This is a genomic window from Paenibacillus oralis, from assembly GCF_003863965.1.
In the GTDB taxonomy this organism is placed as follows: domain Bacteria; phylum Bacillota; class Bacilli; order Paenibacillales; family Paenibacillaceae; genus Fontibacillus; species Fontibacillus oralis.
In genome coordinates this window covers 2,948,722-2,969,604 of the sequence record NZ_RRCN01000001.1, presented here as the reverse complement: position 1 = coordinate 2,969,604, position 20,883 = coordinate 2,948,722, and the positions used below count along the sequence as shown (strand labels likewise).

16 protein-coding genes are annotated in these 20,883 nt (G+C 53.6%); 6 read left to right on the top strand and 10 right to left on the bottom strand.

Annotated features, from left to right (window positions below; genetic code table 11):
• Positions 1–90: 90 nt before the first annotated feature.
• Positions 91–1,515: a polysaccharide deacetylase family protein gene (locus EHV15_RS13530; RefSeq protein WP_246061542.1), complete on the bottom strand. Its 1,425-nt coding sequence runs from the start codon at positions 1,513–1,515 to the stop codon at positions 91–93.
• 665 nt (positions 1,516–2,180) lie between these two features.
• Positions 2,181–2,660, bottom strand: coding sequence for a thioredoxin-dependent thiol peroxidase (gene bcp / locus EHV15_RS13525; RefSeq protein WP_128631669.1), 480 nt, complete (start codon positions 2,658–2,660; stop codon positions 2,181–2,183).
• A gap of 130 nt (positions 2,661–2,790) precedes the next feature.
• Between bcp and EHV15_RS13520 the strand changes: the two genes are divergently transcribed.
• The 4 genes from EHV15_RS13520 to EHV15_RS13505 all read left to right on the top strand — a co-directional run bounded on the left by EHV15_RS13520 (position 2,791) and on the right by EHV15_RS13505 (position 8,996).
• Complete coding sequence (locus EHV15_RS13520) at positions 2,791–3,912, top strand: LCP family protein (RefSeq protein ID WP_128631668.1); 1,122 nt, start codon at positions 2,791–2,793, stop codon at positions 3,910–3,912.
• A 178-nt stretch (positions 3,913–4,090) separates the two neighbouring features.
• On the top strand, positions 4,091–5,404 hold the full coding sequence (locus tag EHV15_RS13515) for a glutamate-1-semialdehyde 2,1-aminomutase (RefSeq protein ID WP_128631667.1): 1,314 nt from the start codon (positions 4,091–4,093) through the stop codon (positions 5,402–5,404).
• A 697-nt stretch (positions 5,405–6,101) separates the two neighbouring features.
• Positions 6,102–7,070, top strand: a complete 969-nt coding sequence (locus EHV15_RS13510) for a bile acid:sodium symporter family protein (RefSeq protein WP_128631666.1) — start codon at positions 6,102–6,104, stop codon at positions 7,068–7,070.
• Positions 7,071–7,874: 804 nt separating this feature from the next.
• Complete coding sequence (locus tag EHV15_RS13505) at positions 7,875–8,996, top strand: 5-methyltetrahydropteroyltriglutamate--homocysteine S-methyltransferase (RefSeq protein ID WP_128631665.1); 1,122 nt, start codon at positions 7,875–7,877, stop codon at positions 8,994–8,996.
• A 152-nt stretch (positions 8,997–9,148) separates the two neighbouring features.
• Here the strand turns inward: EHV15_RS13505 and EHV15_RS13500 are convergent, their stop codons facing one another.
• The 5 genes from EHV15_RS13500 to EHV15_RS13480 form a co-directional block, all read right to left on the bottom strand.
• Entirely contained in the window at positions 9,149–10,606 is a 1,458-nt protein-coding gene (locus tag EHV15_RS13500) for an ABC transporter substrate-binding protein (RefSeq protein ID WP_128631664.1), read from the bottom strand.
• Positions 10,607–10,731: 125 nt separating this feature from the next.
• Positions 10,732–11,598 carry a carbohydrate ABC transporter permease gene (locus EHV15_RS13495; RefSeq protein WP_128631663.1) on the bottom strand — a complete coding sequence of 289 codons (867 nt, stop codon included), beginning with the start codon at positions 11,596–11,598 and terminating at the stop codon, positions 10,732–10,734.
• A 1-nt stretch (position 11,599) separates the two neighbouring features.
• Positions 11,600–12,439, bottom strand: a complete 840-nt coding sequence (locus EHV15_RS13490) for a carbohydrate ABC transporter permease (RefSeq protein ID WP_246061931.1) — start codon at positions 12,437–12,439, stop codon at positions 11,600–11,602.
• 205 nt (positions 12,440–12,644) lie between these two features.
• Complete coding sequence (locus EHV15_RS13485) at positions 12,645–13,970, bottom strand: response regulator transcription factor (RefSeq protein ID WP_128631661.1); 1,326 nt, start codon at positions 13,968–13,970, stop codon at positions 12,645–12,647.
• A 20-nt stretch (positions 13,971–13,990) separates the two neighbouring features.
• On the bottom strand, positions 13,991–15,826 hold the full coding sequence (locus tag EHV15_RS13480; protein ID WP_128631660.1) for a sensor histidine kinase: 1,836 nt from the start codon (positions 15,824–15,826) through the stop codon (positions 13,991–13,993).
• A 441-nt stretch (positions 15,827–16,267) separates the two neighbouring features.
• Here EHV15_RS13480 and EHV15_RS13475 point away from each other — a divergent pair, with 441 nt between their 5' ends.
• Together EHV15_RS13475 and EHV15_RS13470 are read left to right on the top strand one after the other, a co-directional pair.
• Positions 16,268–17,206, top strand: a complete 939-nt coding sequence (locus EHV15_RS13475; protein ID WP_128631659.1) for a HipA domain-containing protein — start codon at positions 16,268–16,270, stop codon at positions 17,204–17,206.
• On the top strand, positions 17,190–17,711 hold the full coding sequence (locus EHV15_RS13470; RefSeq protein ID WP_128631658.1) for a hypothetical protein: 522 nt from the start codon (positions 17,190–17,192) through the stop codon (positions 17,709–17,711). The genes EHV15_RS13475 and EHV15_RS13470 overlap by 17 nt, the downstream gene beginning before the upstream one ends.
• A gap of 360 nt (positions 17,712–18,071) precedes the next feature.
• On the opposite strand, the gene EHV15_RS13465 is transcribed toward EHV15_RS13470, so the two are convergent.
• The 3 genes from EHV15_RS13465 to EHV15_RS13460 are packed head-to-tail and all read right to left on the bottom strand — an operon-like array spanning position 18,072 to position 20,601.
• Positions 18,072–18,296, bottom strand: a complete 225-nt coding sequence (locus EHV15_RS13465; RefSeq protein WP_246061539.1) for an HAD family hydrolase — start codon at positions 18,294–18,296, stop codon at positions 18,072–18,074.
• Positions 18,293–19,066: a glycosyl hydrolase family 65 domain-containing protein gene (locus EHV15_RS37895; protein WP_281281630.1), complete on the bottom strand. Its 774-nt coding sequence runs from the start codon at positions 19,064–19,066 to the stop codon at positions 18,293–18,295. Before EHV15_RS37895 ends, EHV15_RS13465 begins: the two co-directional genes overlap by 4 nt.
• A complete protein-coding gene (locus EHV15_RS13460) occupies positions 19,012–20,601 on the bottom strand; it encodes a glycoside hydrolase family 65 protein (protein ID WP_281281629.1) in 1,590 nt (529 codons plus the stop codon). The genes EHV15_RS37895 and EHV15_RS13460 overlap by 55 nt, the downstream gene beginning before the upstream one ends.
• Positions 20,602–20,883 lie beyond the last annotated feature (282 nt).

The following is a 20,883-nucleotide window of genomic DNA, read 5'->3' as shown; positions in this document are numbered from 1 at the left end:
CTATCTACCAGTTTCCCCAGAAACTAGCGGAAATAGACATGAATGAGAGATACGGGCAAAACAGTCCTGCCCCGGTCAGGCCGGTGCCGGTTACAGCGCGGTCACCCGGCGTTCATCCTCACGTAACGTGAGCGAAGCGATCGGATGACCCGCCGCTTCCATAAGAATCCGCAAAGGCACCCACAGCGATTCGTTTTTGCGTTCGAAAATCAGGTCATACTTGACCTGGGGTTCTCCTGTACGCTTCGATGTCGCCGTGCCGGTTTTCGGATCGAAGGTTACTTTCGCATTACCCCATACGACGACGGCATGTTGGTTGTCCCCGTCCCAATGGATTTTGGCGCCGAGCCGTTCCATCGTCGTCCGCAGCGGGACAAGGTATTGCCCATCCTGCAGCCGGTACTCCCCGCTTTCCAACCGGGTTTGCACGCCTCCCGCCTCAACCGTTAACGGCAAATCCGGGCCGAACAAAGCGGCGTTGGGCACGACATTGGCTTTCACCCAGGCGTCCGACGGGATGGTTCTATGTTTCTTTTTTACGGAAGGGTCAAGATGAAATTGTACGGGCGGCTGATCGGGGGAAATCGCTTGAAACGCATACCCCTGCTTCTTATAGTATTGAATGATTTTCGGGAGCGCCTTGACAGATTCCGCATGTCCCCCGCCATCGTGCAGGAGCACGACGACCTGATTTTGTTGGTTCGCGGATATTACGTTGTTTACGATTTCGGAAGCCGGAACCCCTTTTCTTCGGGAATCCCCGCTGTCCACGTTCCAGTCGAATACTTTATAGCCCCCGAGCTCAAGGAGGTTGAAATACGTTTGGTCAAAATGGCCGTACGTCCCGCCCGGAGCGCGAACCAGCGGCGTGCGTTCACCGGTGATTCCGCGCAGCACCTCTTCGGTGGCTTTGATCTGCTTCCAAAAATGGCCAAAGCTCTCGTAAAGCTCCTTGTATTCATGGTTATAGGTATGGTTGCCGAGCGTATGCCCGGCTTCCTCAATCCGCCGGATCATCTCGGGGTAGCGTTTCGCCTGCTCGCCAAGCACGAAAAAAGTGCCCGGAACGTCCTCTTTTTTCAAAATGTCCAACACCTCGTCCGTAAGCGGGCTAGGCCCGTCGTCAAAGGTAAGATACACCACTTTGCCGTCGGCTTTATTGGCGGTTTTGCCGTCGGTTTTAACAGTGGCGTTAACAATCGCTTTACCGTTCGCCGGTTTGGCCATGGCCGTTTCACCGGCTGCAGACACAGATAAAGAAACTGCCGCAGTTAGCACAGCATCCGCTCCCAACACCTGCGCCCCATTCTCCCTGGCATGTTCCCCCGCTTTTGCCGCGCCCTTATTTGCCGCCAGCGAATCTGCCGGCGGTTGGGCGAGCGCATGCGCCGCGACTTCCGGCCACCCTTGCCCCTTCGTTTGAGCGCCAAGCGGGACACTCACGACCCAAACAAGCGCCGTTAACAGCAACACCGTACGAATTGCCACTAGACCAAATTTCCATTTTCTATTCATCGTTTTTTCTACCTCCGCCGCTATGAGTAAATGAGATTATATGATTCATTTGGCTTTCTGGTAGATTGTATGAAGCTAGAAATGGAAATAGACCCCGTCCCCCGTATTGGACCGTAACGGACTGTAGTGACCTTATTCGCTCATTTCCCGGATATTTCCCGTTCTAAAGGACACAGATGCCGCTATTCGGCTCCACAAGGCAAGTTATTCGAAGATTCACTGGAAATAAAGGCTCCTGAGTCCGTTACAATTTTATTTCCTACGTTTTACCCCAAATAAAGTCTCTGGTGTCCGTTAGCGAATCGAGGAAACAGCCGCTTTCCGCTTTCAACATACGACGGCCGACTGGCGGGTGTCCCGGACAAAAGAAAAAACCGCCGAAGAAATGGCGGTTCTTTGATAACCTGATTTTAGGCGGGGTGGGCAGTTTTGATTGGAAAAATCCAATAGATCGCCGGAAATCGCACGCTATTGGGAGCTCTCATTGGAAAAAATCCAGTAGATTTCGTTCAAATCGCCCATTTTACACCCTGTCGAGACTCATCTATTGGAAAATATCCAATCAAGCGTCTGTATTTACCATTCATTTTCCAATTCTATTGGATATTATCCAATGAAATGCAATACCTGGACCGCGCATAAAAGAAATTTATCATCACCCCCGCCTACCGGCCCGCCTCTTTAACGGCCTCCAGCACCTGGTCGGCATGGCCTTTGACTCTGATGCCGCGCCACGCCTTCAGCAGCTTCCCTTCCTCATCGATCAAAAAAGTGGAACGGACGATGCCTTCGAATTCGCGGCCGTACATTTTTTTGAGCTGCCAAACGCCGTAATTCCGGCAAACTTCATGATCCTCGTCCGCGAGCAGCGGAAAGGTGATTCCCTGCTTTTGGCTAAAGCGGTCATGCGACTTGACCGAATCCCCGCTGATCCCCAGCACGGCCGCGCCGTATTCGGCAAACATCGCACCGAGATCGCGAAAATCACAGGCCTCCTGGGTGCAGGCCGGCGTGGAATCTTTTGGATAAAAATAAAGGACGACCTTGCGTCCGCGAAACTGCTTCAGCGATATCTCTTCTCCCCCGCTTGCGGGAAGCCGGAAATCCGGAACGGGCTTGCCCGCCTCCAACTGATGCTCCGTCATATGTGTATCCTCCTTAAAGCTCCTAACCTAAAATTGATTGTATTTGTAAAAAAAATTATAATGTAATGATATTAGGATATCTATATATGAAATTCGAACTTATCGTTTTTTTCTGAAAGGAACGAACATAATGACGAAACGCACAAAACGCGCGATCCTCTGGTCGGTGATCGGAGTTGTAATCGCAATCGCCGCATTCGTGGCCTACTATTTTATCGCGATATATAATCAGGTGGACAACTTTAAGAAAGAAGGAGAAGATTCCCCTTTCTATAATGTTCAGCCTACCGAGACCAAAGCCGAGGAACCTCCGAAATGGGAGGGAACGGAACGGGTCAATATTTTGCTGATGGGCGTGGATGCCCGCGGCCTGAAAAAGGGGGAAATCCCCCGGTCGGACACGATGCTTGTCGCATCGCTTGATCCCGTCACCAAAAAGGCCTATCTCTTCTCTATTTTGCGCGATACTTATACGGATATACCCGACTACGGCAAAGAGCGGATCAATACGGCGATCACCCATGGCCCCAATACGGCGATGAAGGCGGTGTCCGATTTGCTCGGCATCCCGATCCAGTATTATGTTTACACCGATTTCCAAGGCTTTATCGAGCTGGTGGACGCGGTCGGCGGCGTTGATTTTTACGTGGAAAAAGACATGCATTACACCAGTAAGGCGGATAACCATGAATACGACATCGACCTGAAAAAAGGCCAGCAGCATCTGGACGGTAAAACGGCGCTGCAATACGTGCGCTTCCGCCATGACGCCATGTCCGATTACACCCGGACCGAGCGGCAGCGCAACTTCCTGAATGCCGTCGCGGATAAGCTGAAGTCGACGACCTCGATCATGAAGCTGCCTTCGATTTTGGAGAAGGTGAATCCTTATATCGATACGAATCTGTCCGTGCAGGATATGTGGAAGCTGGCCACCGTTGGCTATGACAGCCAGATGGCAGCGAGCGAGCAGATTCCCCCGATGGAGCTATTGAAGGAAGAAACCGTCGGCGGATCGTCGGTGCTGGGCGTTCGCAGCGAAGACGAGCTGAAGCAGTACGTCCAGGATGTGTTCAACAAGACGGAAGAATCCAATGCGGAGGACGGCAGCCAAAATTCTACAGAGAACAGCGGCGGCTCCGAAAGCGGAAGCGATAAAAGCAACGCCGGAAACAGCGGCAGCACAAGCGGCGGCGGCAGAACGGGGAGCAGCGCGTACGGCGGCGGAACGGCGGAGCAGCCGGCGGCTTAACCCGCCGGCGGCCATCGCCTGGGATCGCGGCAGGCGCTCCCCATCCGGTTTAGCTTGAGAAACACGCTCCCTCCGGATGAAGTCAACCCGGAAACCCCGGAGTCTGCGGAACTGAGTTGTTTCAGGGACGCGGCTCCGGGGTTTTCAAAACATTATTTTCGAAAGGAAGTTTTGCATTATGAACCGATCGTTATCCGAACATCTTTACGAGGAAGCGCTCAAACATATCGTCGGCGGCGTCAACAGTCCCTCCCGGTCTTTTAAAGCGGTGGGCGGCGGGGCGCCTGTTTTTATGAAAAAAGCGGAAGGCGCGTATTTCTGGGACGTGGACGGGAACCGCTACGTCGATTATTTGGCCGCCTACGGGCCGATCATTACCGGGCACGCCCATCCGCACGTAACGCGGGCCATTCAAGAGGCTGCAGCGAACGGCACACTTTACGGCACGCCCACCGAGCTGGAAATCCGGCTCGCTAAAATGCTGAAGGAAGCGATCCCCTCGATGGACAAGGTTCGCTTCGTCAATTCCGGCACGGAAGCGGTCATGACGACGATTCGCGTTGCCCGCGCCTATACGAAGCGCAACAAAATCATCAAATTCGCCGGCTGCTATCACGGCCATTCCGATCTCGTGCTGGTCGCGGCCGGCTCCGGCCCGTCCACGCTCGGCATCCCCGACAGCGCCGGCATTCCGACCAGCATCGCGCACGAGGTAATCACCGTGCCGTTTAACGATGCGGCGGCGCTGAAGGATGCGCTGGACCGGTGGGGCGACGACATCGCCGCCGTCATGGTCGAGCCGATCGTCGGCAATTTCGGCATGGTGATGCCGAAGCCCGGCTTCCTGGAAGACCTCTGCCGGCTGGCGCGGCAGTATGGCGCCCTCGTTATATACGACGAGGTCATCACGGCCTTCCGCTTCCATTACGGCTCGGCGCAAACGTACGCCGGACTGGCGAACCACGAAGCGATCCGGCCGGACCTGACCGCGCTCGGCAAAATCATCGGCGGCGGCCTGCCGATCGGCGCGTACGGCGGCAGCAAGAAGATCATGGAGCAGGTGGCGCCGCTTGGCCCGGCCTATCAGGCCGGGACGATGGCCGGCAACCCCGCCTCCATCTCCGCCGGCATCGCCTGCCTTGAGGTGCTGCAGGGCGCCGGCATCTACGAAGAGATGGACCGCCTCGCCGCGAAATTGACGGACGGCCTAGCCGGCTCAGCCCGCCGGCACGGGGTGCCGCTGACGATCAACCGCATCCGCGGATCGTTTTCGACGCACTTCTGCGACCACCCCGTTACTAATTACGACGAGGCGCAGGATACCGACAGCGCGGCGTTTGCCGCCTTTTTCCGGGCGATGCTGAACCGCGGCGTCAATCTCGCGCCGTCAAAATTCGAAGCCTGGTTCCTGACGACCGCGCACACGGACAGCGACATCGACTTTACGCTCGAAGCCGCCGATGCGGCGTTTAAGGAAATTGCCGGCAAGTAAACGAATGACGATTTCGGCGTGGGTTCTCGGCGTCATGTTTTCGGCGTCGGGTTCTCGGCCTCATGTAACGTCGGGTTTTCGGCCTCACGTTTTCAGCGCCGGGTTCCCGGCGTCAAATTTTCAGCGTCGGATTTTGGGGGGCGGGCTTTGGTGTTAGGTTTCAATGTCGGTTTTCGACTTCAGGTTTTCGACTTCAGGGTTTCGACTTCAGGGTTTCGGCATCGGGCTTCGGTGTCACTTTCCGGATGGCCGTTCACGCTAAGTTCGGAATGGAATCACGGCATCCTCAAGCTCACCGAAAATAACGGTAATTTTTGGCGTTATTCCGGCGATATCCCTCACTCAATGAGAAATAGAGGAAATTTATGTCGCTATTTACTTGAATCACAAGTAAATACCCGCGCTCTGGACCATTCATAGATAAATAAGGACAAAAAATGTCGCTAATAGGGATGAACATGCCTAGCTCCGAATAATAAGAACATAAAGTTCCGCTATTTTGATGGTCCAGCCGACGGTTGGCCGATCCAATAGCAGGCTGTCAAGCACCGATTTCTAGATTGAGCCCCTCTTGTTCCTTTATATTCGGTTTTAGTTCTCACCGGACGGTCACAAATAGCGGGCACTGCCCCATTTACGATTCTCGCAGGACGGGTCTATACTAAAAGAAGCAGATGTATAAAGGATGTTGCTGGAAATGCTGCAAACCATAAACCGACAACTGAACCGGATGATGCCCTTGATTACGCCGACCAGCATTTTGATCGGGGTGTTGTGTGGCGGCAGTTTGTCCGCTTATACGTACCTGTCCCCGTGGCTGTTCGCTTTCATGACCTTTGCCGGGAGCATCAGCCTGAGCTTCAAGGATTTTTTGAACGTGCTTAAAAAACCCCTGCCCCTGATTCTCTGCCTGTTCATCCTGCATTTGGCGATGCCTTTGCTCGCCATGGGTTTGGGACATCTCGCGTTCCCGGGGGATTTTTATACGATTACCGGATTTATTCTCGCCGCCGCCATTCCTACGGGAGTCAGCAGCTTCGTATGGGTCGGCATCTACAGGGGCAACATCGCCCTCACCTTGTCGATTATCCTGATCGACACGATTCTGGCGCCTTTCGTCGTTCCCGGCATCCTGGCGCTGCTGGTCGGCACGAACGTCCAGCTCGACGCCGCCGCGATGATGGGCAGCCTATTCTGGATGATCGTTGTCCCCTCGCTGCTCGGGATGCTGATGAACCAGTGGAGCAAAGGGGCGGTCATTGCGGCTTGGAGCCCGTGGCTGAACCCGTTTTCCAAACTGGCCATGGCCATCGTCGTGGCGATCAACGGCGCGGTCGTCGCTCCTTATTTAACAAATTTCACCCCGCGGCTGTTGGGTCTTGGGGCCATTATCGTCTTGCTTGCTACGATCGGCTACCTGCTGGGCTTCGGCTTTTCCAGGCTAATGCGATTGAACGAGGCCGACAAGGTTGCGCTCGTCTTCAACGGCGGCATGCGCAACATCAGCGCCGGCGCGGTGCTGGCCGTTACGTACTTCCCCGCCCCGGTGGCCGTTCCGGTCGTGCTCGGCATGGTGTTTCAGCAGATGATGGCCTCCCTGGTCGGCTATGTGATTGGCCGCCAATCCCGCTCGCAGGAGCGGACCGACACGGCTTCCGCCGCCTGACGCTGCGCCTCTCCGCCGACTGACGCTTCGCCTCTCCGCTGCCTGACGCTGCGCCTTTCCGCTGACTGAAACTGCGCCCTCCCGCAAATGATGCAGCGGCGGAATCTGCCTAAAAAGTCCACGCCGGCCCTGTCGTTTTTTTCGTTTATCTAGTAGACGATTCTGGAAATAACGTTAGCATGATGGCAAGTGAAGACTTGAGAAAACGGCAAAATTAGTCTATTGAAGATCTCGGGTGACAGCATAGAGGAAAAAAAGGGCGCTATTTCAGCGATATTCCCTATGTTGCGTGCAATAGAGGAATTTTATGGCGCTATTTTCATGATTTAGTGGCGAAAGGCCCGCCTTTCGACGTGTTCATCGAAAAATAAGACCCAAAAGTTCCCCTATGGTGATGAATAGGCTCAAATTCGGAAAATAAGACCCTAAAGTTCCGCTATTTTATGGGGACGGACGATACTGAGCTCAAGACTAATATAGAACAAAGTGATCCATGGCCCCTGTCCGCAGATAAGCCATATTATTTCCGGTCATTCTACTAGTTTTCGCCTCACTGTTTTCCACTCCCCCTGTTTATCGGCCCTCCGGTTCTTCTGCCCTTCCGGTTTCCCGGCTCCCGCTCCGTCTCTTCCCGGCTCTCATTCCGTCCCTTTCCGCTCTTTTTCGAACCGTACCATTCCTTTTCCCTACTTTGCCGCTGTTCTTCATCAGCGCTTTTCCGTATAATAGAGTATAAACTAGAGCATTGCCCCCGGCCTCCAGGCTGAAAGGCAGCAAATATCTAAGGCAAAGGATGGGAGTACTTTGAATCAATCCGCAGCAAAATCCCTTGGGCGCAGCATTCCCCCGTTTCGGGCCGATCAGGTCGGCAGCCTGCTTCGGACCGCAGCGATCAAAACAGCCCGCGAACAGCGCGCAGCCGGCAGTCTATCGGCCGAGCAGCTGCGGGAAATCGAAAACGAAGAGATCCGCCGCATCGTGGACAAGCAGAAGGAAGTTGGCCTGCAGGCCGTAACCGACGGCGAATTCCGCCGGGCGTGGTGGCATTTTGATTTTCTTGAAAATCTCGACGGCGTCGAAGGATATGAAGCCGAAAGCGGCATCCAGTTCCACGGTGTCCAATCGAAAGCCCACAGCATCAAAGTCACGGGCAAAGTCGATTTCAGCAATCATCCGATGCTGGAGGACTATAAATTCCTGCACGGACTGGCCGGTTCGCATACGGCAAAAATGACTATTCCGAGCCCCAACATGCTCTATTACCGGGGTAAAATCGATACGCCGCTGTATGAGGATAAAGAAGCGTTTTTCCAGGATCTAACCCAGGCTTACAAAAAAGCGATTCGCGCTTTCTACGATGCGGGCTGCCGCTACCTGCAGCTGGACGACACCTCCTGGGCCGCCTTCTTCTCCGAAGAATCCAGGGACAAGCTGCGTGCGCAGGGCAAAGATCCGCAACAGGTACTTGAACTGTCGGCCAAAATGATCAACGAAGCGATCGCCGACCGCCCGGCGGACCTGGCGATCACCATGCACATCTGCCGCGGCAACTTCCGCTCCACCTGGACCGGCTCCGGCGGTTACGACGCGGCGGCGGAAACGATTTTCGGCGGCCTGAACCTGGACGGATTGTTCCTGGAGTTCGACGATGAACGCTCCGGCGGATTCGAACCGCTGCGTTATGTCAATCGGCCTGATTTGCAGGTCGTGCTGGGCCTGATCACCTCCAAGTTCGGCGAGCTCGAAAACCCGGACGCGATCAAGCGCCGCATCGACGAAGCCTCTCGCTATGTGGGGCTTGAACAGCTGTGCCTGAGCCCGCAGTGCGGCTTTGCTTCCACCGAAGAAGGCAACCTGGTAGCCGAGGAGCAACAGTGGGCCAAACTGCGCCATGTTGTGGAAATCGCCGCCGACGTGTGGAAGTAACATCCGTTAACCGGATACGCCCACGCATAGCTGAAAAAAGCCGTCCCCGGTCTTTGGTGACTGGCCCCTGTCTTCACAGACAAGGGCCAGTCCTTCCAAGCTAAGACCAGTGGGACGGCTATTTTCATAATATACAGGCCAGAACCGCGTGCTTACTGCTGCGGAGCCTTGTCGAAGAAATTCTCCTGCACGTATTTGGCCGCGATATCAAGCTGTTGTTTGGAGTCGGTGTCCTTTTTCGAGAACGATTCCTGCACGACATTGGACATGGTTGCATAGTAGTCCTGGGTGCCGAATTGCGCTTCCGGCTTGCCTTCCAGCAGGCTGAACAGCTGCGGATCGTATTTGTACACGTTGTCGTATTTGTCGTAAATGGCTTTGACTTTTGCGGCGTATTCCGAATCATCGCTGAAATATTCGAGCGGCGTCGGGATGTAGTATTTGCCTTCATCCTTGCGGGCTTTGATCGTATCCTCCACCGATTTCAACGCATCGTCCGTGAAATAATCAAACGTAATATAGCGGAAGGCCATTTCCTGCTCGTCCTTCGTCGCGTTCGGGTTGATGACGAGATAGTTGCCGCCCAAAATCCCGTAGTGCTTGCCGCCCTTCTCCGCCGCTGGCATCGGATAAGCGATCACGTCCTCCGGCTTCATGCCGCCTTCGTTCAACGCCGCCTGGATCACGTCAAACGCCCCGGCGATGACCATCCCCGTCCGGCCTTGCTTAAACGAGCTGATCGCATCGCCCCAGCCGAGCGCCCAGTCCTGCGGAATCGCGTTCACTTCCCAGCGCAGTTTTTTGTAGAAGTCCAGCGCTTTGACCCCGGCTTCGGAGTTGAACACCGCCGTCAGCTTTCCGCCTTCGGTCGTTTGGATGTCACCGCCGGCTTCAAACAGGAAATTCGTCCAGTTCCAGCCCGCTTCGTTGCCTTTTCCCATTGGGGCGATGCCGGAGATGCCTTTTTTCGGATCGGCCACACCCTTGGCCGTGTTGTACATGTCATCCCACGTCCAGTCGAGCGCCGGTATCGCCACGCCTTTTTCATCGAGCAGCTTTTTGTTGATGACCGTCGAGGTCACGTAGCCATTTTGCGTGATGCCGTACACCTTGCCGTCGACGATAAACTGGTTCTGCAGCACGGGATTGATCTCGTCTTTGTACTCCCAGTTGTTCCAAAGCTCCGTGATATCGGCTACCCAGCCGCGTTCCACGAGCAGCTGCGCTTCGGTCGCCCAGGTATTGTAAAACGTCGGCGCTTCGTTAGAGGCCATTTTTGCGCCAATTTCGTTTACATTATACGCCCAATCGTCTTTGATGATCGTCACGTTCGGATACTTTGCCTGGAAGCGGGCGATTTTATCGTCCTCCTGCTTGCGCAGCGTCGTTTCGTCCGGCAGCGGATAGTGGATTTTCAGCGTGACCTTGCGCTGCGTAATATCACCCGCTTCTCCTGCGGTCCCGGCGTTGCTGCCGCCATTGCCGCTTGGGCCGGCGGTTTCGCCATTCCCGGTGCCCGCCGCATTTTTACTGCCTCCTCCGCCTCCGCAGGCCGCCAGCAAGGAACCAAACAGTACGAGACACATCAAAACTGCTGAAAACTTACGCATGGAAACTCCCCTTTTCACAAAAAAATATATGTTGAGAAATGACATCTTCATCTTAAAAGAGAACTCTTGAGCAATCGATGTGCAATCGTATTCCTTTCGTGTTCAGGCTTACGATCTTGAAAACGTTATCCTTTCACCGCGGACAGGCTGACGCTGCGCATGATGAATTTTTGGAAGAACAGGAAGATGAAGATCGGCGGAATCATCGCCATGAACAGGATCGTAAATTTCACGTTGGTGTCCAGGCTGCGCGCGCCTACTACGTATTTGTAAATGGCTGTCGCCAGCGTGTATTTATCTTCGGTCTGCATGACGAGCGACGGCCAGAACCAGTCGTTCCAAGCGGTGGAGAAAATAAAAATCGCCAACGTGGCGAAAATCGGCACCGACAGCGGCACGGCGATCCGGATGAAAGCGGTCCATTCCGAAGCCCCATCGATGCGGGCCGCCTCGAAAATTTCCGGGTGGATGCCGTCGAAGAAGTTTTTGATCAGCAAAAAATAGTAGGCGCTCGCTCCCGCGGGAAGCCAGAAAGCCCAGTAGGAGTTCAGCAATCCAAGCTCCTTCAGGTTGACGAAGTTCGGAATCATGTAGCTCGAAGCCGGGATGAACAGCGTCATCAAAATGAAGAAATAAATCCCCCGGCCAAAAGGCACGCCGATCCGCGAAATGCTGAACGCGGCCAGCCCCAGCACCAAAACGGTCATGAGCAGATTCCCGGCGAAAATCAGCAGCGTGTTTTTTAAGTAAGTCGGCAAATCGATAAACGTCCAGCCTCTGGCGTAATTTTCCCAATGCCACTCCTGCGGGAAAAACCGTGGCGGAAACGAATTGACCTCCGGGTTGCTTTTGAGCCCGTTAAACAGCGTCATGGCGATCGGATACAGCATCGTGACGACCATCACGGCAATACATAACACCATTAATCCGTAGACGACTTTGTTCAACGGGTTCCGCAGATCGGACGGCGACAAAATCCCTCTTTCTTTCATACTAGTACTCCTCCCTGTTCAGCTTGAATTGCGCGATCCCCAGCACGGCCAACACCAGGAACATCAACACGCCGAGCGCCGTTCCTGCCCCGTAATCCAATTGGGTGAACGCGTATTTCACCGTCAAGAGAGCATAGGTAAGCGTCGCTTTGTTGGGCCCGCCGTCCAGCATGGCCAGTTGGGACTGGTAAGCCTGGGAGGTTCCGATCAGCTGCAGGATCAGCATCAACACGATCAAATTCCGCAGCGAAGGCAGCGTAATATATCTGATCCGGTTCCAGACGCCGGCGCCGTCGATTTCCGCCGCTTCGTACCAGTCCCGCGGAATGCTCAGCACCCCGGCCAAATAGATCAGCATGGCCGAGCCGAACTGCTGCCACGTTTCCATGAACACCAGCGAAACCATCGACCACTTCGGGTCGGAGACGAATGCGATCGGATCGGCGCCAAAAACACCGAGCAGCGCATTGATCGGACCCACCGGATCATACATCCAGCGCCACAGCCCGTACAAAACGACGCCCGGAACGACATAAGGCAGATAGGCCGCAATCCGCGCGAATCCCTGGAAAAATTTCAGCTCCGAAATGGCGATGGAAGCCGCGATCGGCACCCAAAACCCGATCACCAAACAGAGCAGCATGTAGTAGAGCGTATTTCTGATCGAAAGAAGCACGTCGGGATTGTTCAGCACCTTAACATAGTTTTCCAATCCTACAAACGTATTTCCGTTGACAAAATCGATATGGTAAAAGCTGTACACCATCCCTTTGACGATCGGCACCCACAAAAACACGATAAAAATAGCGATCGCCGGCACGAGGAACAAATACCCCATCATGTATTTTTTCCAATTCGAACCCCGCCGCAGAGCGGTTTGCGCCCCCGGCGCCGGCGCACGCTTCGTGTTCCGGCGCTGTCCGCTTTCCGGCGAATAAGGCGTTTCCCCCATCGGTCTCCCTCTTTTCTTCGTAATGTCTAATCCTAATTGTAGAAAAGGGGGGGATCCGCGAACATGTCTAAAACTATGTGAACTATAACCGATCTTACTTCTTCAGCTCGCTGGGGCTGACGCCGAAATATTTTTTGAAAATTTTGCTAAAATGCTCGGGGGACTCGTATCCGACCCGCTCGGCGATCTCGTACCGGCGCAAATCGGTGTTCAGAATCAGCGTTTTGCTTTCTTCCATCCGCAGCTTGATGACGTACTCCCACAGGTTGTACCCGGTGTTTTTCTTGAACAGGTAGCTTAAATAGTTGGGACTGACGTGGTTTTTCTTGGCCACCTCGTGAATCGTCAGCCCTTTTTGGCTGTAGTTTTGCTCGATATACTCCTTGGCGCTTTCGACGATCTGGTTGTTTTGCGTGTTGAGCTCCTCCCGGGAAGGGTCCAGGGCATAATTGTGCCAGTTGAAATCTCCATAATAAAACACATGGTAATCGCCGTGCTCTCCGCTCCACAGCATCGCCTTGTCCGCCTGACGGCTTAACAGGCCAAGAAAATCGGCGCCTTGCATAATTTGGCTGATCCCGACGGTGCACAAAATGCCGAGATATTTATGGACGTGATGATGCAGGCTGCGGCCGATCATTTCGAGCTGGTTGATTTTGTTGACGCTGGGCTCGGCATATTCCGCTTCACTCCACTGTGCGATGATGGCAATCTCCAGATCCCTAGTGTAAAAAGACAGGGCATTCCACTCCCCGTGCAGCAGCTCTTTGACGATGTTCAGCGCGGCATATTGAAACAGCCGGACGTCCCGGTTGTTCTGATTTTTTTCTCCGGGAAGCGCCAGCTTCATTTTGATCACGGAAAAATAAGGCCCGCTAAGCCCCAGCTTCCGCAGGTTTTCCGTTTCCTCGTCCGGGTCCGCCGCGGCAGGTTCATTCGCTTCCGTCAGCAGGCGGTTCAGCTGCTCGGTTTTTCCGGGTCCCAGCTCCTCCATCCGGAAATGCTCCTGCGCCCGGGACAGCCATTCCTCCATCTGCGGCGCCGGCTTATCCATTTTCAATAACGCATTGCGCACGGAATCGAGAAACTGCTCACTGTTCAGCGGCTTGACCAGATAATCCTTGGCCCCGAGCCGGATGGCCATCTGGGCGTACTGAAACGTCTCGTGGGCCGAAATGATGATCGTCTGCACCCACGGCTTGAGAATTTTCGCCTGATGCATCAGCTCGATCCCGTCCATCTCGCCCATCCGGATGTCCGTTACGATCAGGTCGATATCCTCCATCCTGACGTAATCTAACGCCTCATGGCCGCCCTGGGCGGTGATAATTTGGCCGATCGCGAGACCCGAGGACGTCAAAAGTCCGGCCAATCCTTTGCAAATGAGCGGCTCATCATCTACGACCAAGATGTTGTACATGCCTAAATTCCCCCTTTTCGTCATTCCCCGGAAATTTCCGTAATGGGCAGCGTGATCGTCACAACGGTGCCCCCCTCCGGACGGATCGCATAACTCAGGCCGTAATCGGCCCCGAAATGCAGCCGGATCCGCTGATGGATGTTGCGGATGCCGTAGCCGACGGACGGGCTGGGATTCTCGCCGTTCAGCAGCCTGTCGATGGCCGCGAAATCCACCGCTTTGTAGCCATTGTCCGCGATGGTGATATGTATCCGGCTTCCGTTTTGGAGCGCCCGGATGGCGATCTCGCCGTCTTCCCCCATATTTTTCACACCATGAATGATAGCGTTCTCAATCAACGGCTGGAGCGTGATTTTCGGTATGGCGCACGTTTGCAGCGCCGCGGGAATGTCCCAGGTCACCCGAAAGCCGTACTCGTACCGGTGCTCCTGCAGCTTGATGTAGGCGGAAGCGTGCTGCAGCTCCTCCTCCAGCGTAATCAGTTCCCGGCCGCGGCTTAAGCTGATTTTCATCAGCTTGGACAGTTCTTTGATCATTTCCGCGGAGGACGTGCCTCCCTCCATCGTGCTTTTCCAATAAATGCTTTCCAGCGTGTTGTACAGCAAATGCGGGTTGATCTGCTGATACAAAATTTGCAGCTGCGCCTCTTTCTGCTTGATATCCATCTGGTATTTGTAATGCACCAGCCCGTTCAAACGGCGCGCCATCCCGTAGATGCTGGAGACGAGCACGCTGATTTCGTCGTTTCTCCGCCATTTTGGCGTTTCCGGCACGGATTTGCCCGGTTCATATCGGCGCACAAAATAAACGAGCTTCTGCAGCGGGGTCATCAGCCCTCGCCAAAAGTACAGAATCATGATCAGCCCCACCGCAAAATAGGCCACCGAGATCAGCAGAATAATCCGCTTGATTTCGTTTTGCTGCTGAAGCAGGGCTTTCAGCGGAACTTTGTAGACCAGCTTCTGCTGAAGTACACCATGATAATGGATGACATAAATAAAATCATGGGTGATGACATCCTTGGCCCCGATCATTGCGTTCTCCACCGCCGCTTCCGGCGGTAAATCAAGCACCCCGCCCGCCTCGGGCGGCAAGGCGAGTCCCCCGGCTGCCCCCGGCAGCGCCGCCGTCAAAATCCGATCGTTCCAATCGGTGAAATAGAGCTCGCCCTCCGGAATCGATACGGTTTGCAGCGATTCTCCGATCCGCCCCTCCACGTTCGAGACGACCAGCACGCCGATCGTTCCGCCCTTGTCGATGTTGTTGATCGCCCGGACGTAGGCGAGGGTCCGCTGATTTTTTTGCCCTTGGGCCGGGGGCGACAAATGCTCGATTAAGCGCAAATAGCCGTTCCCTTTCCTGGCGACGGCTTCATCAAACCATTCCGGCTTCTCCCGTTCAAGAAAAAAATAAACCCCGGCTTTCTTGGACTCCGGATAATACGGCGCAAAAGAATACGAGTTCGACGGGTCGTACACGAACAGCGAATAATAAAGCGGCTCATGCTGGCCGGTCTCATCGGAATAACTGTTCAGCAGATTTTCCAGCTTCTCGTAGTTTTTCACCCGCTCCGTCGTCGTGTTATCCTCGGCCGGGTTTAACTGCTGGACCAGCGGATGCTGAAACACCGTCGATGCCACCTTGTTGATCGATTCGATATCCCGGCTGATCAGCCGGAAATTTTGATTGTTCAGCTCGATGTAGGCATTGGTGACATTCCGTTTCAAAATTTGATCCGCCCGATAGTTTCCGTACGAATTCAAAATAAACAGAGGGACGACCAGCACCAGAAAAACCAGGATCAACTGCTGCTTCAAACCGATCTGCGTCAACGGATTCTTGAATCCCGATTTCACTTGTCATGCACCTCCGGTTGCTTTAAGTACGAGTTCAAAAAGCCGGCTTTTTGAACGACCTCTTTAACTATAGCAAGCTTGAAAACCCGCAAGGTATGCGCATTACTACGGATATCGTGGCGTTTCCTAAGAATTGCGGGTGCGTATCGGGTCAATGCGTCTTACTTGTTAATAAACCCGCCATTCCTCTGCCCAGCTATGGCCTGTCTATACCCTGTCTACTGCCACTGCTCATAGTTTAGAGCATTTTCCGCGTTTTGCCAGCTACAAATTTAGGCTCTCAGAGATGTGGAATCCGACGCCCTGAAGAAAGTTTCGCACCTGCTCATTCCCGGCCTAAAACATTTCGTAATATTTAATAAACTAATAGAGAGTATTATAATGGTTTTAATAATGAAGATTCATCCAGATAAGTTTTTAGAAGTTGGAGAGTGGTGCTAGATGGTTTCTAACAAAGCTATAACCAAGTACACCGAAAAACAAATAGGCAACTTCAATTTGGATGAGTTGCACATAAACCACATGAACATTCCACAAAGCCGCCGTGAGGATCTAAAGGAAATTACAGCTTCCACTCTCGGCGTATTTCCTAAGTTTGTAGTTAACCACAGTTCGGATGGTAAACTCCACATAAAGGCTGGTGAGCTAATAGGTGGTGGCAGATATAGTGTTAATCAACCTATTGTTGAACGAATAGTTTATCTTATGGCCAAAAGATTAGGAATTGAATGCTCGCAGGTTTCTCTTTGGTTAATTGACAGAAGACTTATAGTAGATGATCAAGTGACGCCGAGGGAGCTTACAAACTTAAAGTTTGAGTCTGCTGTTCATTATAGTAATAAGATCTTAACGAGTGTGACTCGGGATTTTTTGAGAGATAGAGACTTCTATCATATGTCTTCATTTTTCCCGGATAAACAAAACTATGAATTTGTAAGGGAGCAGTTACCGGAACATGTTAAGCATAAATTAGATCGGATGGTGTTGCTGGATACACTGGTCGCAAATTCAGATAGACATAATAGGAATGTTGGTTTCTTTGTTTCGTCCAGGTCTGGCAACGTTGTTATAGATGATCTGGCGCCACTTTATGATCATGGTCTGTCTTTGGCTTCCGAAGTGCCGGAGGAGGTACTAAGAGAGGAAGGTCATGATATTTTTATTTCCTTCGCACCACAACCCTTTAAGGAATCCAACTTGTCTATTTTACGGTCTATAGCGAATAGCCGGAAAATATCCGGCGTAAACTTTGGAGTAAGCTCTGATGAATTGTTAAGCATTGTGGAAAGATACAAGCCGGTTATGAATTCAGTGTGGTATGATTTGGTCAACGAGTTTATTTATAAGAGATGGGGGTATATTTGTGAGATATTTCGTTAAGCAAGGTGATATCGTTATCGGCCGTCTCGTAATTACGGAAACAAAACTCGAATATATTCCTATTAGATCCGCCTTACGCCATTTACCAGTTCTGAAAGTTTATCCTCCCGGGTTATTTCTCTATACATTTACAAATGGAGTGGCGGCTGTTGATTCTACTGCTAAGCCAACGGAAGAGGCAATATTGCGCTGGATGGAAGATAGAATCTTTCCTAAAGACAGACAAGATAAAGACGAACTTCTCAAAGCGATAGGGTTGGATTCTTATGATGTAATAACTCTATTTCTAGAGTTGAAAGGTAAAACTTCAAGGGATACATTGTGGATCACGGAAGATCCGGACGAACCGTATTCGAAAGGAGAAACAGCCTCTTCTCTTTACGATGCCGATGATATTGATGAATTCACGGCCACTGACGAATTAAAGAATTTGAAATTTTTAAATGAGCTTCATATCGGTGAAACGAAAACAAAGTCATACAGCAGTGAAAAAAGAGAAAAATAGTAATCAAAAAAGGTCCCCCGATTTGAAAAGTAAAAATCGGGGGACCTTTTTTGGGGCTCAGCCTAGAAATCGGCGTTTGACTACAAAGTCAGTTGGCCCATATCGTTTGGAATTATTTAACATCCAGGCATCCCGGAGCACCTGTCTTTCGCTAACGGTTGTGGTCGAGCTTATTTAGGTGAAAAAGGGGCGAATCCGTAGAAATAAGGCAAAATAAGCTCTGCTGCAACCGTTAAATTTAATTTCACCTATATTTTATCGAAATAACGTCGCTCATAACCGTTAGAATGACGGCCTCACTTGAAGAAGCCGCGCTTTCCTGATGTCAAACGCCGTTTTAGGTTTTGATTGCTTTTTTCGCTATTTTCGCACCAGTTCATGCAATCCGCTGACGACCAGATCGGCGGCGGCGAGGATCGCCGGGCTGCCGATGCCGACAACGCCGCAACCGGCGGCTTTGCCCGCCTGCACGCCCGCCGCCGCGTCCTCGAACACGACGCACTCGGCCGGAGGCAGCCCCAGCGCCGCGCTGGCGGCGAGGAACACCTCCGGGTCAAACCCGCTTTCCCGTACGATCCAGCTCATTGAGCTACCGCCTTTCGCAGCGGCACCCGGATGCCCGCTTCACCCACGCGGCAAGTCTCCCCGTACACCATAATTTCCGCTTCCCCGCCGGACGCCGCCCGGATCGACACCTGCTCCCGGTCTACTTCCACGAGCAGCTTCGTGCCGCGATAGGAGACCGGGAAGCGGTAGCTGTCCCAGCGCTGCGGCAAACTGGGCTGAAACACAAGCGTGTCCCCGTCCGAACGCATCCCGCCGAACCCGTACACGATGTTCATCCAAGCCGCGGCGATCGACGTCGTATGCAGGCCTTCTCGCGTATTGCGGTTGTAGTTGTCCAAATCGAGCCGGGTGGCGAATTCGAAAAACCTGTACGCTTCCGCTTCCCGCCCAATTTCCGCGGCCAAAATCGAGTGAATCGACGGCGAAAGCGACGACTCGTGGATGCAGCGCGGTTCGTAGTAATCGTAGTTCGTCCGCTTCTCCTCAGGCGTAAACTCCCCGCTATGCAAAAACATGAACATCAGCACATCCGGCTGCTTGATCATGTCGTACCGGTACAGGCGGTCGTACGACCAATGCGAATACAGCGGAAATTCGCTGACCGGAATCGCATGGATATCGAGATGCGGCAGATCGAAAAAGCCGTCATGCTCCTCGTACACCCCCGTTCGCGCATCCCGGGGAATTTTCATATGCTCCGCTTTGTTCCGCCAGTCGGCCTGCTCCGCCTCCGTTAAGCCAAGCCGTCCCGCCAGGTCGTCATAAGCCGCAGGGGCTTCGCTTTGCATATCGGCGAGCACATCAGCGTGTATTCGAACAGCTTTTTGGCCATAAAATTGATGTAGCAGTTGTTGTTAACCATCAATTGGAACTCGTCCGGACCCATCACGCCGAAATAACCGTATAACCCCGACTGCTGTCCCCACTGCCCCCGGGTTGCGTAGAAACGGCTGATCTGAATCAGCATTTCCGCCCCTTTTTCAAACAAAAACGCCTTATCCCCGGTGATGCTCACATAATGCCTCAGCCCGTACGCCACCGCCGTGCCGACATGCAGCTGCAGGTTGGAATGCTGCCACAGGTCGCAGCTTTCCGTGCCGTCGATCGTGGCGATCGGATAAAACGCCCCTTCACAATCCAGCTCCCGCGCCCGCTTCAGCGCCTCGGGGAGCGATTCGTAGCGGAATTCGAGCAAGCTTTTGGCCGCCTTCGGGTTGTTGAAAATGTAGAACGGCAGACAATACGACTCCGTATCCCAAAAAGCCAGCCCCCGGTACGCCTCGCCGGTCAGCCCCTTCGCGCCGATGTTGAAGCCGGGATTATCCCCGTGGTAGGTCTGGTACAGCTGAAAAATACAAAAGCGGATGCCCTGCTGGTTCTCCGGGTCCCCTGCGATGGCGATATCCGAATCCGCCCAAACCTGCGACCAGTAGGCCCGCTGCCCCGCGGCCGCCGCGTCGTAGCCCGCCCCCTGCGTGTGCTGCGCCGCCAGTTCCATTCCCCGTTGCCAAACCGTTTCGCTTTCCAGGGAGCGGTCTTTTTCCGCGTAATTGACGGCCTGTTTGTCCAGCACCGCCCGCTCCCCTTGATCCAGCTTCAGCACCAGGTCCCGGCCGATAAACCGGTCGCCCTCCACAAGCTTGTTCTCCAGCGCGTCCTGCGCGTCGATGCGGAAGGCGGAAAACAGCCGGTTGCCCGTGTTCTCCGTTTGCCCGAGGATGCCCGCGATCCCGCCGTTCTCTTCCCCTTGCTTGAGCGCCTGCCAATAGCGCCGCTGCTGATCCTCGTGGATGACGGAAAAATCCAGCCCCGTCCGCACGTTCACCGTACCCGAAAAATTAAGCGGCTCAAACGTAATCCGCTGGCAGCCGAGATTAGGCACCTTCATGCTGACCAGGCGCTCGAAGGTGAGTTTCACGTCTTTTCCGCCGGATAGATGCCACACCAGCTCCCGGGTATAGATGCCGGTCTTAAAATCCAGCTCCCTGCGGAAACCGCTAAACCGGCTGACCGCCAAATCCAGCGTCTCCCCGTCCAGCGTAATCCGCGTATACAGCCAATCCACCGCGTTCACCATAAGGCGCAGCGATTTGATGATGCCTTTGTAATGGGCCGTCACCGGGCTTTCCTCGAACAGTCCGTTGAAATAGCTGCCCAGCAGCGAATCCCCACCATACCCTTCCTCCGGGTAACCTCTCACCCCCATATATTCATTGCCCAGCGAAAAAATAGACTCGGACACCCGGTTCCGCCCCGGGTCAAATCCCTCCTCCACAACCTTCCAAGGATCGACCTGCAAATATCTGTCCGCGATTTTCGGCATGCTCCGCCCTCTCCTTCTGTATATGTCGCTTGTCTTCGGCCGCTTTGCCGCCGGCCACCCGTGCCGCATGGCTGCGCGGCCATCCTCCTCCAGCTTAGCGAAACAACCGCCGCGGCCAAATGCCCAAGTCTAATGAGCTTATGTGCGATTATACGGAGTTGGGCCGGGAATTTAAGGCCGGATTACTGAGATGCGGTGGTGGGGCTGGCTGTGGCGTGGAATGAGATATTGTGACTATGATGGTGTGATTTTACTTTGGTGCGACTGGGGGGCGACTGGCGG

What these genes read in the sequence shown, in the direction of transcription:
- EHV15_RS13530 (WP_246061542.1), bottom strand. Translation starts at nt 1,515, where the DNA reads ATGAATAGAAAATGGAAATTTGGTCTAGTGGCAATTCGTACGGTGTTG.
- bcp (WP_128631669.1), bottom strand. Translation starts at nt 2,660, where the DNA reads ATGACGGAGCATCAGTTGGAGGCGGGCAAGCCCGTTCCGGATTTCCGG.
- EHV15_RS13520 (WP_128631668.1), top strand. Translation starts at nt 2,791, where the DNA reads ATGACGAAACGCACAAAACGCGCGATCCTCTGGTCGGTGATCGGAGTT.
- EHV15_RS13515 (WP_128631667.1), top strand. Translation starts at nt 4,091, where the DNA reads ATGAACCGATCGTTATCCGAACATCTTTACGAGGAAGCGCTCAAACAT.
- EHV15_RS13510 (WP_128631666.1), top strand. Translation starts at nt 6,102, where the DNA reads ATGCTGCAAACCATAAACCGACAACTGAACCGGATGATGCCCTTGATT.
- EHV15_RS13500 (WP_128631664.1), bottom strand. Translation starts at nt 10,606, where the DNA reads ATGCGTAAGTTTTCAGCAGTTTTGATGTGTCTCGTACTGTTTGGTTCC.
- EHV15_RS13495 (WP_128631663.1), bottom strand. Translation starts at nt 11,598, where the DNA reads ATGAAAGAAAGAGGGATTTTGTCGCCGTCCGATCTGCGGAACCCGTTG.
- EHV15_RS13490 (WP_246061931.1), bottom strand. Translation starts at nt 12,439, where the DNA reads ATGATGGGGTATTTGTTCCTCGTGCCGGCGATCGCTATTTTTATCGTG.
- EHV15_RS13485 (WP_128631661.1), bottom strand. Translation starts at nt 13,970, where the DNA reads ATGTACAACATCTTGGTCGTAGATGATGAGCCGCTCATTTGCAAAGGA.
- EHV15_RS13475 (WP_128631659.1), top strand. Translation starts at nt 16,268, where the DNA reads ATGGTTTCTAACAAAGCTATAACCAAGTACACCGAAAAACAAATAGGC.
- EHV15_RS13465 (WP_246061539.1), bottom strand. Translation starts at nt 18,296, where the DNA reads ATGAGCTGGATCGTACGGGAAAGCGGGTTTGACCCGGAGGTGTTCCTC.
- EHV15_RS37895 (WP_281281630.1), bottom strand. Translation starts at nt 19,066, where the DNA reads ATGCAAAGCGAAGCCCCTGCGGCTTATGACGACCTGGCGGGACGGCTT.
- EHV15_RS13460 (WP_281281629.1), bottom strand. Translation starts at nt 20,601, where the DNA reads ATGCCGAAAATCGCGGACAGATATTTGCAGGTCGATCCTTGGAAGGTT.